The sequence below is a fragment of the Rhodospirillaceae bacterium genome (assembly GCA_016712715.1).
In the GTDB taxonomy this organism is placed as follows: Bacteria; Pseudomonadota; Alphaproteobacteria; order Dongiales; family Dongiaceae; genus Dongia.
In genome coordinates, this window is record JADJQM010000003.1 from 185,527 (window position 1) to 198,498 (window position 12,972).

The window sequence follows — 12,972 nt, forward strand, 5'->3', positions numbered from 1 at the left end:
TGATGCCCGCGCCGCGACGGCATAGCGGCCTCGTTCACCGATCCAGCCGGCTTACCGTCTATGCATTAGCGGGATTGCTGGTCGTCAGCGGCTGCGCGACACCGACACCGACACCGACATTATCCCCGCACCTTGCCTACGGGACCGAGCAGATGGTCGCGGTCGGCCATCCCAGCGCAGCGCGCGTTGGCCTTGATATTCTCAATCAGGGCGGATCGGCCGTCGATGCCGCTATCGCCATGCAGATGGTCCTTACATTGGTTGAACCACAATCGTCCGGGATAGGCGGTGGCGGGCTCCTGCTCCACTATGCCGCTGCCCGCGACCGGCTGGACAGCTATGACGGGCGAGAGAAAGCGCCGACAGCGGCACGCAGCGACATGTTTCTCGGCACGGATGGCCAACCCCTGCCGTTCATGGAGGTGATGCCGGGCGGCTTGTCGGTTGGGGTGCCGGGTGTCATGCGCATGCTGGAGATGGCCCATCGCGACCATGGCCGCCTGCCCTGGCGCGACCTGTTCGCACCGGCGATTGGGCTCGCAGAGCAGGGTTTCGACATTTCGCCGCAACTCGCCGCCAAGATCGCCGGTAACGAGATTCTCGCCAGGCAACCCAGCACCCGATCCTACTTCTTCGACAGCGCCGGAAGGCCGCTTGCGGCCGGTGCCCACCTGACCAACCCCGCCTTGGCACATAGTCTGCGCGCCATTGCCGAAGGTGGAGCCGATGCCTTCTACCATGGCGCCATCGCAGCTGACATCGTCAAGGCTGTGACCGGCGCGCAGCCGCGCCACGGTCAGATGACCCTCGAGGATCTGGCAAACTATGAGGCGCAGAAGCGGCCTGTCCCCTGCCTCGACTATCGCGACAGCAAGGTCTGCTCCATGGGCCCCCCTTCCTCAGGCGGACTCGCGGTGTTGCAGATCCTCGGACTTCTGCGCCGCTTTGACATGGCTGCTTTGCCGCCGGACAGCACCGCGGCTGCGCACCTCATTGCCGAAGCAAGCCGGCTCGCCTTTGCCGATCGGGAGCGCTATGTCGGCGATCCGGATTTTGCGCCGGTACCAGTGGAACGCTTGCTGGCGCCGGAATATCTATCGGCCCGCGCGGCGGAAATCGATCCCCGGAAGTCCATGGGCGAGGCCAAGCCGGGTCGCCCGGCCGACGCGGCCCTGCTCGGCAGTTTACCGTCTCCGCCCCTACTACCGGAACCGCTGTCCACCAGCCACATGGTGATCATCGATCGCGACGGTAACGCAGTCAGCTTCACGACCACCATCGAGGGCGCATTCGGCGCCCATATCATGGCCGGCGGCTTCCTGCTCAACAACGAACTGACCGATTTCGCCTTTGCACCAGCCGCCAAGGGCCGCCCCGCCGCCAACCGGGTCGAAGCCGGCAAGCGGCCACGCTCCTCCATGGCGCCGGTCCTGGTCTTTGACCGTAAAAGCGGCGCCTTGACCGCTGCCCTTGGATCGCCCGGCGGCGGCAACATCATTGGCTATGTGACCCAGGCCCTGATCGGCCTGATCGACTGGCGCCTGGACCCATTTTCGGCCATCGCCGCCCCACATGTACTCAACCGCAATGGGCCGACGATCATCGAGGCCGAACAAGGTCTTGAGACGCTGGCGACGGACCTTGAGGCCCTCGGCCACAAGGTTAAGGTGCAGGAACTCAACAGCGGTGCTAATGTCATCGTCGTTCGCGACGGGCAACTAATCGGCGCCAGCGACCCCCGGCGCGAAGGTGTCGCCCTGGGTGACTGACCATCCGGGCGTGTGACCCCCGATCCGCTCACCTTATCAGACTGAAAAGACAGGATATCTTCTATGACGAAGCGGCCCACGATCCATTTGAAATCGGGCGAAGAGCGCCGTGTGCTCGGCGGCCACCCTTGGGTCTATTCGAATGAACTGCAAACCGGCCCGGAACTGAAGGCGATCAAACCGGGCAGCATTGTAACCTTGCGCCAGGCCGACGGTCGGCCCATGGGTCTCGCCTTCTTCAACGCCAAATCCCTCATCAGCGGCCGCGTCATCACCCGCGACCACAGCGTCGAGATCGATGCCCAGTTCTGGCAGCGCTGTCTGGAGCGGGCGCTCAAACTGCGCGACCGCCTGATTGGCGCCCCCTATTATCGCCTGGCCCACGCCGAGGCCGATGGCCTGCCCGGCTGCGTCATCGATCGCTATGGCGATGTCGTCGTGATCGACGTCTCGAGTGCCGGCATGGACGGCGAGATCGAGAATCTGGCTGCCGCGATCGACAACCTGCTGCAGCCGCGTGTCATCCTGGTGCGTGGCGACGGACCGGCGCGCGAACTCGAAGGGCTGGAACCGGTGAGCCGCCTCGTCAAAGGATCCCTCGATGGGCCGGTCGAGATCATCGAGAATGGCGTCAAGTTCATGTGCGACCCGCGCGAAGGCCAGAAGACGGGCTGGTTCTTCGACCAGCGCGACAATCGCGCCTTGATCAGCCGCCTCGCCAAGGGTGCCAAGATGCTCGACGCCTACAGCTATATGAGCGGCTTCGGCATTCAGGCGCTGAAGGCAGGGGCAGCCGGCGTGCTGGCCCTGGATCGCAGCGCTCCGGCGCTGGACCTCGCGCGCAAGGCTGCCGACCTCAATGGCGTCACAGCTTCATTCGAAACGCGCCAGGGCGACGCCTTCGATGTCCTGCCGGAAATCGCCCAGAGCCCGGCGCGCTACGACATCGTCGTCGCCGACCCGCCCGCTTTCGTCAAATCGCGCAAGGATTTCCATCAGGGTGCCCGCGCCTATCGCAAGCTCGCGCGCCTTGCCGCCAGTTGCGTCGGCAAGGATGGCATTCTCATGCTCTGTTCCTGCTCGCACAACATGCCGGCCGATGAGTTGATCAAGCAGACCGATCGCGGCATCGCCGAGGCTGGCCGCTCAGCGCGCCTGCTCTACCACACCGGCGCCGCGCCCGACCACCCGGTTCACCCAGGTCTTCCCGAGAGCGCCTATCTGAAGGCCCTGACCTTCGCGATCGAATAGAACATCAGCCCCACGCAAAACGCGCTGAAGCCAAGGCCGCCCCAATAGGGCGCGCCATGGCCGGCGCGAGCCGTTGACATCTCCGGAGTTGATCGAAGCTGGCAAGAATTATCGCGACACCGCGTCCATTTTTCAATGCGCGAGGTTCAGCTTGTTCGGCAAATTGATCGCAAACGATGCGCCGCTCGCATCGCTGCGCAACAGGCGCAGATCGCCGCCCTGGCCACGCATCAGTTCCCGCGCGATCGCCAATCCAAGCCCGGTGCCGCCGGCCCTGGCGGATCCCTTGAAGGGGATAAAAAGATTTTCGATGGCTTTTGGCGGCAGCCCAGGACCATCGTCGCGTACCCAGATTTCCACGCCTTCCGGTTGCTCCCTGGTGTCGACCGTGACGGTATGAGCGCCCATTTGCAGGGCGTTCTCACCTAGGTTACGCAGGATACGATAGAGCTGGCCGCGATCCGCCATCACTGTCAACGTGTCCGGGATCTCGTTTGACCAGAGCTTTCCGTCGATCAACAACTTGGCCAGCCCCTCACCCACTTCATCTGCCAGTTCTTTGAGGCGGATGCGCTCGAACTCAGGCTTCGGAGGGCCCTCACGCGTGAAGTTCAATGTGTCGGAGCAGAGGTCGACGGCTCGGTCGAGTGATCTCAACAATGCTGGCGCGGCCTTCCGCACCTCGGGATTATCGCTCTCCGCAAGCCGGTCTGTTATAAGGCGCGCGGTCGCCAGAATGCCGCGCAGATCATGGTTGATCTTGCTGACAGCCGTGCCGAGCGCTGCCAATCGTGCCTTTTGCTGAAGAGCCTGCCGGACATTCGTGTGCATCTCGGCGAACTCACGCTCGGCAACACCGATTTCGTCGCCGCGCGTCGTGGCACCGAACTCGCCCAGCATCGCCTCCGGGTCCTGGCGGAATGCAACCATGCCACCGGTGAGTCGTCGCATCGGTCGGATGATCAGCCACTGCAGAGCGCCGAAGACCAAAGCGGCGGTAATCAGCGAAATGACCACGGAGAGGCCCAGCACCCGCCAGGAATATGCAATCATGGCTTGGCGCAGCGGCCATTCGTCAAACACGACATCGACCACGACGTCAGCCGCGCGTGGTGAATAGCCTTTCACGCGCAGAACCCGGTTGCGCGGCTGCACCAGCGTGTCGATCCCATCTTCCAGCAGTTGAACAAAGCCGCGCTCGCTGAGATCTACTGTCGCATCCACCAGCAGTGGCGGCGTCGTGCCGCGCATGATCAGGTTCTTGCCGTCGCTGCCGCGCAAGCCGATGATCCGTGCGCCGACATGATCAAGCAGCCGGATCTCAAGTTCCGGATCGATCATGTAATCCGGTGTCGCCTCCAGCGCCAGGATGGCGAGATGCGCGGTGTTGAGCTTTTCCTCCAGCCAATCAAGCCGAAAACGTGCGATCGAAGGGGCATAGATAAGGACCTCGCTGACCAACACGAACAAGATGGTGAGCAGCAGGACCCGGGCCGAAAGGCCGCGACCGAAAGTCGGCAGCTTGACGGCCTCAGCCTTCATGGCAGCCTCAACAGGCCGCGCACGAGTGACCGCACCCCCGGGACTGAACAGGCGCGGCGCATAGTAATTGCCGGCCAAGCGCTTCGATATTTCAGACAACGTCGGATAGGGCAGCAATAGCCCCGCCATCGCCGACAGCTTCAACCCGCGCGCGATGGCGAGGCACCAGGGTGCCAACAGGTCGCCAGCTTGGTGCCCGACAATGCCGACACCCAGGATCTGGCCATTTCTGCGCAGCACGATCTTGATCAGTCCATCCGTGCGCCGTTCGCTGCGCGCCCGGTCATTGGCTGAAAAATCCAGTTGCTCCACCCTGACATCCTTGAAGCGCGTCCGGGCCGACATCTCGCTCAATCCCACATAGGCCAGTTCCGGATCGGTAAATGTCACCCAGGGAATGATGTCGGCGTTCACCTTGGCGGGCAGCCGGAAGAGGATGTTCCTGAGGACGATACCGCCATGATAGCCGGCGACATGGGTAAAGGCCGGGCCGCCGACGCAGTCGCCGATCGCAAAGATCTTCCTGTTGCTGGTTCGCAGTCGGGCGTCGACTTTGATGGCCGCTCCGTTGAGGTCGACGCCGGCCTTATCCAGCCCCAGGCCCTGCGTATTGGGCCGCCGACCGACTGCCAGCAGGAGATGGCTCGCGGTGACCGTTTCCGTCGCACCGTCATTTCGTGCCAGGTGAACGGCAATCCCGTCACCATTCTTCTCGACGCGGACGACACTGGTTCCTTCGCAGACTCGGATCCCATCGTTGACCAGCGCTTGGCGGACGCAAGGCACGAGGTCCGGATCATCCTTGGGCAGCAGACGCGCCATCTCGACAATGGTGACTTTGGCGCCCAATCGCGCTTGCGCCTGCGCCAGTTCGACACCGATTGGACCACCGCCGATGACCAGCAGATGATCGATCGGCTCGGTCACGGCAAAGATGGTCTCATTCGTGAGGTATGAAACCTGGTCGAGACCCGCAATCGGCGGAATGGCGGGCACCGACCCGGTCGCAATCACGAAGCGCTTTGCGAAAATCCGTCTGCCGCCGGCTTCGACCGCATCCGGTGCCACGAAGGTCGCGCGTTCCTGAATGACCGTGACACCTAGGCCGGTGAAGCGCTCGACGGAATCATGCGGCGCAATGCCGGCGATGACGTCCGCGATATGCTTGGCGAGTGCAGTCCGATCGATGGTTGGCGCCTCGAAGAAAATGCCGAACTTGGTGGCGGATTTCGCCTGCGCCGCGACATGGGCTGCCGCCAGCAGGGCTTTCGATGGGACGCACCCGTAATTGAGGCAGTCGCCACCCATCTCCCCGGCTTCAATCAGCACAACCTTGGCCCCAAGTTGCGCAGCACCTGCGGCAACCGTAAGGCCCCCTGATCCACCGCCGATCACACAGATATCCGGGCTAAGGTCCACCAAGTCACTCATGAGATTTGTTCCGCCTTGCGGCAAAGCGTTTGAAGATAATCGGCAAGGCACTCAATGCGGCCAGACCCAAGAGAGCACCCAGAACACCAGGCGACAGCGCTGCCTTGAGATCGCCGCCGCTGGCAATCGCCTCCTCCAATCCGGTCCCGACCAGTGCGTAGATAAAGGTCGCGGGTATGATCCCGAAGAAAGTCGTCACCGCGAAGCAACGCAGGGATACGCCCAGAAACGCCGGCACCAGATTGACGACGAAGAAGGGAAAAAGAGGCACCAGGCGCAGGATCAGCATGTAGCTCCAGGCATTGTCATGAAAGCCGGCCGCGAGCTTGGTCAACCACGGCCCGGCCCGCGCCCGCAACGGCTCACCAAGTGCTGACCTCGCTGCCAGGAACAGGATTATGGCGCCGAGGGTTGCCGCCACCACGATATAGCATGTGGCGGCGATGGCGCCAAACATGAAGCCCCCGGCGACCGTCAGCACGGCCCCGCCCGGCAATGAAAATGCCACCACCAGCACATAGACCGCCATATAGGCCAGCACCGCCTGCAGATAATGCTCGGCGACGAATATGGCGAGTTCTCCATGGCGGCGCTGCAACTCGGCAAAGCTCAGAAGCCGGTAGCCGCCCAAGCTGAAAAAGAGCGCGATTCCGGCCAGGATTGCCAGCATGGGCCATAGCCGGCGCAGCGGCCAATTGTGATTGTCTGCCATCCTCGCTCTTTCCCCGCCTAGGCCAGATCGTCGCAGTTGGCGCAGGACCAAAAGGTAATCGGCTTGTCGCGGCCGCGCACGGGCTGGTCCACCCGCAAGGTCAACCCCCGGATCAGATCATCGTGGCCGAGGTCCCGGACGGCCGACACCATATCATCAGAAATTACCAAGATAGCGCCGATCGATTTGGCCGCTGCTTCCAGCCGGCTCGCAACATTGACCGTATCGCCGGCAGCTGCAAGCTGTGCCTGGTGTCGCCCGCCGAGCTGCGCCATTGCCACGGGTCCGAAATGCAGTCCGACCCGGGCTGGGATATTGGGCTGCCAGCGCGCAAGGCGCAGCAACATGTCGCGCGCGCAGGCCAGTGCCGCCGCCGGGTCATCTTGCTGTGGTTGCGGCAACCCCCACAATGCCAGAGCACCGTCGCCCAGGAACTGGGCAACGATGCCGCGATGCGCCGTCACGACCTCCTCCAGCTGCCCATGGAATTCCTTCAGGAAATGCGCTGTGTCGGCTGGCGAACGACTCTCGCTGGCATGCGTAAAGCCCTGCAGGTCAACGAAGAGAACGGCAGCCATTTGTTCGCGTTCGTCAAAGGCCGGTCGAGCCCGTTCCGCCAGCGTCTCCACCATCGTCGGCGGCACATAGCGCGCGAGGTTGCCGCGCTGCCGCTCAACTTCGCTGCGCAGGCGCCGCTCATAGACCATGCGGCCAATGGCACCCAGTACCGCGCCGATGACAATGGCAGAACTCGGCCCCGCTACGGCAACCCATCGATACTCCAGGACGAACAAGGCCTGGCACATTGCAAACCAACTGATCAACAGCAGCATGTTGAACAGCAAGCCCCAACGTGGCCCAGGACTCTTGGCACCCAGGAACCACGCTGCGACAGCCAGCAGGACAATGGCGAGCGACTCATAGAAGCGCTGCTCAACTGTGCGAATGATGCTGTCCCCATGGAGTAAATTGGCAACGCCCGTCGCCAGCACCTCGACACCCGGCAAATTGAGGGCATAGGGTGTCGTGAAGATATCGCCGAGCGAAGTCGCCGTAGCTCCGACTAGGATCGCCCTGTCCTTCAGCAAAGGATGGGGGATGCGATCCTCCAGCAGGTCAAGCACCGAATAGGTGCGGAACGTACCGGCTGGGCCTAGATAGTTGAGCGCCAGACCATATGCGTGATCCATTTCGATCTTGTGCGGGCCCAGGACAAGCCTGCCATCTCTGCTGACACCGATTGATCCTCTCGACAAATCCTGCTGGAGGGCGGCGACCATCAATGAAAATGATGGGATGAACCACTCTCCATACCCAATCACCGGATATTGCGCTCTGGTCTGTCCGGAATCGTCCGATTGCTGGTTGGTATGGCCAACGGCGGTTACCGCCTCGAACTCGGCAAGCGGGCGCAACATCCCATCGGCGGTGATCGATCTGGTGTCCTTGAAAGCGGCAAGGCTAATCTTGTCGACATCCTTGACGGGACTGCCCGCCGGCGAGCCATCATTGAACAGCATGGCCATGGCGAGCACAGTGCGCCCATGGCGGGCGAGCGCATCCGCCAAGGCGCGATCCCCGGCACCGCTTGCATCCGGCTCATGCTCGGACAGAATGATATCGAGGCCGATGGTCTTGGCACCCGCGTCGTTCAGGCGATTGATGACGTCGGCAAGAACGGAGCGCGGGAACGGCCATTGCCCAAGTTTAGCCAACGACCGGTCATCGATCACGATGATGGCAATATCGTTCGGTGGCGGCTGTGAGCCACGCAGCCTGAAACGCCAGTCCAGGGTGACGCCCTGCTCGAAAGATTCCAGATTTGGATGCGCGGAGATGTGCAGGACGGCAACGCCAATGCCGAGCACAAGGGCGAGCACGAAGCCAAGCCAACCTCGTTTTGCCGTCCTGTTGCCATCTCCGATAGAAGCCATCTAGGGATCTTGACGCCGGCCTATGGGATTGTCACCCGCGCCAATGCTTCGACACGGCGCTTCTCGCCCCAGAATTTGGCAACCAGATCGACATACTCGCCGGTCACGTCGACGCCCTGGCCCTCGCGCAAGACGACCGTGCCTGCACCGACCCGGCTGGAAACCGCAACGCGCCCCTCAGCAACGAAGACCGAGCTCTTTTCCGGCAATGCCTCGACGAGATAATCCGTGCCGCGCACGGATGCCACTGCTGTTGTGGTTCTGACTTCGAAGCGGCCCCAGGCCGTGGCCTTGTTGACCGTCATGCGGGCAATGCCGGAGACCAGGTCAAGGATAGCCGCCGACTCATTGGCCTCCGGCGCGAAAAAGGAGACAGCCACGTCGCTGTTGGGGCCGACCGTCAGGACTGAGCCGTCGGTGAAGGTGACCTCGGCGCGGCTATCCGCAGCCGTGCGGATGGTGTCTGCGATGTTGATCGCCTGTTCGACGGCGAGTGGCGTTTCCGCACCTTGCCGGACGACGATCGCTGTCCCGGCCAGCCGGGAGACGCGACCAGCAAGCCCGTCCTGGGCCGATGCCGGCCGGGATCTGGCGAGACCGAACAGAGCCGGGCAAGCGACTGCCGCCAAAGGCAGTGTCAGCAGAAATTCTCGTTTGGTGAGGGCCATCTTCATCTCCTTGCGCGGACCGCCAGCCTCGGCGAGGCTTGGCTTTGCAGGCTAGGTAGGTTGCCGCAAAGCCTCAAGCGGCTTGATGTCCATGATGTGGGCACCGTCACGATACCAGCTGTGAAGCGGATCACCATTGCCCCCGGAAACTGACATCGCTTCCTCAGGAAACCATTAATTCATTGAATTAATTAAATTATTCTCACGCCAAGAGTCGTCGAGGCTGCCGGATCGGGCATGTTCGACAGATTATTCGACAGATTATAGGCCAGGTTGCTCGGAACGGACCAAATCAGCCCGCGGCGCATTCGCGTCCAGGAATCTCTGGAGTCGAAGCGGCCACAGCGGCAACGCGGACGGTTAGTCGCCCGGGCAATTGCGGATCACGGCGGGCGTGCTGGGCATATTCCCTGCTGCCCGCCTACTTTCACGCGAAGATTGGCGGATAACCGTGGGCAGGATCGACCAAAATCGGTCGCTGAACGCTTCTCAGGCAGGATTTGGGCCGCTAAACTGCGGCCAGTGACCGGGCCCGATTGGCGGGCTGCGATCAGGGGAGATTGACGATGAATGTACGGGGCCTGCTCATCACAACGCTGATGAGCGCCACACTCCTTGCGGGCTGTGAAGGAGCACTTTTGCCATGGAGTGGCGGCGCCAGTGAGCCGGTCCAACCGGTAACCCCGATCACGGCGGCGGTTCCGCAAGCACCGGCCATGATGAACGTGGCCCAGCCCAATGAACTCATCGGATCCTGGCAGATGGTGCAATTGCCGCCGACCTTCATGCAGCCGACGCGGCCGACGGCCCCCTTCAGCAACCCTTGGCAGTGGTTCATCATCAGCCCAATGGATGCCACCGGCGTTGGCAGGATCGGGCTCGTGACTCGTGCCGATCCGCCGCAGGTGCCGATCAACGACCAGATCCTAGCGGAAGCCTGGGCACAAGCGCCGATGTACGACACCTACCGCATGGCCGGTGGCGTTATGTCGATTACCCCCGTCGCGGTGACCGGTTGGTCCGCCCAGGGCACCCAGACCTGGCGGCTCTATACCGTGACCAATGCCGGGATGATGCTGGGCATGCAAGCACTGCCGGGCGATCTGCTCATGGCGTTGACGACGCCGGATAACAAGCCGCTCTTTTACCGCATGCTGCGGCGTATCCCGCGCGTCCAACCCTGAGCCAAAAGCCACGAAGACTGCGCAGCGCGGGGTCCGGAGATGAATCGGCACCCGAGCCCTTGGGACACCGCCCTGCCCCACGCTGGGCGGCGCGTCTCATATGATCGTTTGACACATCCCCTGGCGCCCGCCAGGGGAACTGACGCGAATTTCTGAGGCCTCGCCCGAGAAAAACTCGCTCGCTTTGCGCCCGGTCGCACCACTAGACCGGGGTGCAGCCAATCGCGACATGGTGAACCATTTCGCAAGGTGATCGCGAACCACTTGTATTACAAATGACCAGTAGACTCCCCAATTGTTGACGTACTAGCCTCGCTCTCAGTGATCTGCTGCTGTCTGATCACGCTGATTTCAATGCTGAATGGCGTCTTGCGATGATTGTTCGATCCATAGCCGCGCGCCTCGATCAGGAGCGGATTGTCCTGGCGATCGCTGTCGCCTTGTTTGTCGTTGCAGCCATTGGCTTGCCCGGCTTCTTCACGACCGCCAACATCATCTCGATCATTCGGAGTGTCTCGGTTCTTGGCATCCTCGCCGTCGGCATGGCGATTGTGATCATCGGCCGCGGCATCGATCTTTCGGCCGTGGCCATCATGGCAATGTCCGTGGCCTGGTACCTGCAGATGCTCGGCAATGGCACACCTGACAGCACGGCATTGCTCAGCGCATTGGGCGCCGTTTTGCTGATTGGCCTCGCCAATGGCTTCCTCGTGGCCTACGCCGACGTACCACCGATCTTCGTGACACTGGCCAGCGGCTCCTTCGTGTTTGGCTTTGTTCGCTCGCAACTGATCTCCCAGGACGCTATACCCGTGCCCCCACAGCACTGGATCGAGACCTTGGGCCAGACCCGCTGGCTCGGCATCCCGATCGAGGTCTTTCTTTTTTCCTCGATTGTCTTCCTGGCGTTTCTTTTCCTTCGCTTCACAAAATGGGGCCGCTACGTCTACTTCGCCGGTGACAATCCGATGGCGGCCCGCAATCTGGGGATGCCAGTGCGGCCGATGATCCTCCTTCGGTATTCGATCTCGGCGCTCATCGCCTTCGTCGCCGGAGTCTTGACGGCATCCAGCCTGCTCTCCATCAATACCCGCGTCGTCAACTCGACCCTTCTCTACGACATCGTGCTCGTCGCCGTAATCGGCGGTATCGGCCTGTCCGGCGGCAAGGGCGGTATGCGCAATGTTGTTGTCGGGGCGCTGCTGATCGGCATCATGCTGAACGCGATGACCATTCTCGACATTCCCAACATCTACCAGAACCTCATCAAATCGACGATCCTGTTGGCCGCCATCATCATCGATGGACTGCTCAACCCGCGCGACGAGCAGACAGCACAGCAGGGCGATATCTAAGCCAACTTACAACAATGACCAGACAGGAAAGGTGCAACATGATCAGCCTCAAGAACACATTGGCCGCCGCAGCGGCGGCCGTGACGCTGACTTTCAGCGGCGTGGCATTGGCGCAGGAGGATCCCGGACCCGCTGCCTATAGTGCCGCTCTCAAGGATAAGCGCGTGATTCTGGTGCCGATGGCCATGGGCTTTGATCTTGCACAGGGCTGGGCTGCCTATATAAAGAAAGAAGTCGAAGGCTTTGGCGGTGTGTTCGAGACGCGCGATCCGAATTGGAGCATTGAAGCCGGCGCTCAGGCGATCACCGAGGCAATCTCCTCGGATCCGAAGCCGGATGTCTTGGTGGTGCACGCACCGGACCTCAACTCCTATGTCAAACTTTTCAAGAAGGCACAGGAAGCCGGTATTTATGTCGTCGCCATCGACAATCCGGTCAACTACAAGGTCGATGCTTTCATCGGCAGCGACTGGGATCGCCTCGGGCAGCTGGAAGCCGAAGCCGTGATCAAGGGTTGCGGCGAGAACTCTTCAAAGCAGATCGGCCTGGTGCAGGGCGACCAGGTAAACGCCTCCAGCCTCTATCAGTACGCCGGCATCATGAAGGTGCTCGAAAAGCACCCTGACTTCAAGGTCGTGGCGAAGCCGGATTCGAACTGGGACGCGACCACGGCGCGTAACGTCACCACCACAATGCTGCAGCAGTTCCCCGACATCTGCGGCATCATCGACTTCTGGGATGGCGACGCGACTGGCACCGCGGCAGCGATCCGCGAGGCTGGCAAGCAGGACAAAATATTCCTGGTCACCACCGGCGGCGGCGAAAAGGTCGATTGCGATGCGCTGGAGAACGGCACCTACGGCGCGGTCGTGATGACCGAACTGGCCGGCCAGTCCCGTGACATCAACGCCATCATCAAGTACCTGCTACAGAGTGGCCAGAAGCCGGGCACCTCGTCGGCATACATCTACACGCTCGAGAAGGCGACGACGAAGGCCGATTTGAGTCCGAGCTCCTGCTGGGACCTGAAGGCCTTGCAGGCGGCAGCCAACTGATCTTACGACACGGGCTATAACGCGGTCGGCGCACCTGCCGGCCGCGTTGTTGCATCCACATTCGGGAACAC

At 61.9% G+C, this 12,972-nt stretch carries 9 protein-coding genes; 5 read left to right on the plus strand and 4 right to left on the minus strand.

All coding sequences use genetic code 11. The features are described 5' to 3' along the window. The first annotated feature begins 2 nt into the window (after nt 1-2). Together ggt and IPK59_18675 are read left to right on the plus strand one after the other, a co-directional pair. Complete coding sequence (gene ggt / locus IPK59_18670) at nt 3-1,769, plus strand: gamma-glutamyltransferase (GenBank protein ID MBK8160695.1); 1,767 nt, start codon at nt 3-5, stop codon at nt 1,767-1,769. A gap of 63 nt (nt 1,770-1,832) precedes the next feature. Then, entirely contained in the window at nt 1,833-3,020 is a 1,188-nt protein-coding gene (locus tag IPK59_18675; protein ID MBK8160696.1) for a class I SAM-dependent rRNA methyltransferase, read from the plus strand. 132 nt (nt 3,021-3,152) lie between these two features. Here IPK59_18675 and IPK59_18680 read toward each other — a convergent pair whose 3' ends face one another. Genes IPK59_18680 through IPK59_18695 form a run of 4 tightly spaced genes read right to left on the minus strand, consistent with a single transcriptional unit; the run spans nt 3,153 to nt 9,307 of the window. Next, nucleotides 3,153-5,993: an FAD-dependent oxidoreductase gene (locus tag IPK59_18680; GenBank protein MBK8160697.1), complete on the minus strand. Its 2,841-nt coding sequence runs from the start codon at nt 5,991-5,993 to the stop codon at nt 3,153-3,155. Beyond that, nucleotides 5,986-6,705, minus strand: a complete 720-nt coding sequence (locus IPK59_18685; protein MBK8160698.1) for a TVP38/TMEM64 family protein — start codon at nt 6,703-6,705, stop codon at nt 5,986-5,988. The genes IPK59_18680 and IPK59_18685 overlap by 8 nt, the downstream gene beginning before the upstream one ends. A 17-nt stretch (nt 6,706-6,722) precedes the next feature. Beyond that, nucleotides 6,723-8,639, minus strand: a complete 1,917-nt coding sequence (locus IPK59_18690) for an adenylate/guanylate cyclase domain-containing protein (protein ID MBK8160699.1) — start codon at nt 8,637-8,639, stop codon at nt 6,723-6,725. Nucleotides 8,640-8,659: 20 nt separating this feature from the next. After that, complete coding sequence (locus IPK59_18695) at nt 8,660-9,307, minus strand: FecR domain-containing protein (GenBank protein ID MBK8160700.1); 648 nt, start codon at nt 9,305-9,307, stop codon at nt 8,660-8,662. 566 nt (nt 9,308-9,873) lie between these two features. Here IPK59_18695 and IPK59_18700 point away from each other — a divergent pair. The 3 genes from IPK59_18700 to IPK59_18710 all read left to right on the plus strand — a co-directional run bounded on the left by IPK59_18700 (nt 9,874) and on the right by IPK59_18710 (nt 12,901). Continuing rightward, nucleotides 9,874-10,491, plus strand: coding sequence for a hypothetical protein (locus IPK59_18700; protein ID MBK8160701.1), 618 nt, complete (start codon nt 9,874-9,876; stop codon nt 10,489-10,491). 374 nt (nt 10,492-10,865) lie between these two features. Continuing rightward, complete coding sequence (locus IPK59_18705; GenBank protein MBK8160702.1) at nt 10,866-11,846, plus strand: ABC transporter permease; 981 nt, start codon at nt 10,866-10,868, stop codon at nt 11,844-11,846. Between the two features lie 38 nt (nt 11,847-11,884). Next, nucleotides 11,885-12,901 carry a sugar ABC transporter substrate-binding protein gene (locus IPK59_18710; protein MBK8160703.1) on the plus strand — a complete coding sequence of 339 codons (1,017 nt, stop codon included), beginning with the start codon at nt 11,885-11,887 and terminating at the stop codon, nt 12,899-12,901. Nucleotides 12,902-12,972 lie beyond the last annotated feature (71 nt).

Coding starts and splice junctions, on each gene's coding strand:
- IPK59_18690 (MBK8160699.1), bottom strand. CDS start 8,639: ATGGCTTCTATCGGAGATGGCAACAGGACGGCAAAACGAGGTTGGCTT.
- IPK59_18705 (MBK8160702.1), top strand. CDS start 10,866: ATGATTGTTCGATCCATAGCCGCGCGCCTCGATCAGGAGCGGATTGTC.
- IPK59_18700 (MBK8160701.1), top strand. CDS start 9,874: ATGAATGTACGGGGCCTGCTCATCACAACGCTGATGAGCGCCACACTC.
- IPK59_18685 (MBK8160698.1), bottom strand. CDS start 6,705: ATGGCAGACAATCACAATTGGCCGCTGCGCCGGCTATGGCCCATGCTG.
- ggt (MBK8160695.1), top strand. CDS start 3: ATGCCCGCGCCGCGACGGCATAGCGGCCTCGTTCACCGATCCAGCCGG.
- IPK59_18695 (MBK8160700.1), bottom strand. CDS start 9,307: ATGGCCCTCACCAAACGAGAATTTCTGCTGACACTGCCTTTGGCGGCA.
- IPK59_18680 (MBK8160697.1), bottom strand. CDS start 5,993: ATGAGTGACTTGGTGGACCTTAGCCCGGATATCTGTGTGATCGGCGGT.
- IPK59_18675 (MBK8160696.1), top strand. CDS start 1,833: ATGACGAAGCGGCCCACGATCCATTTGAAATCGGGCGAAGAGCGCCGT.
- IPK59_18710 (MBK8160703.1), top strand. CDS start 11,885: ATGATCAGCCTCAAGAACACATTGGCCGCCGCAGCGGCGGCCGTGACG.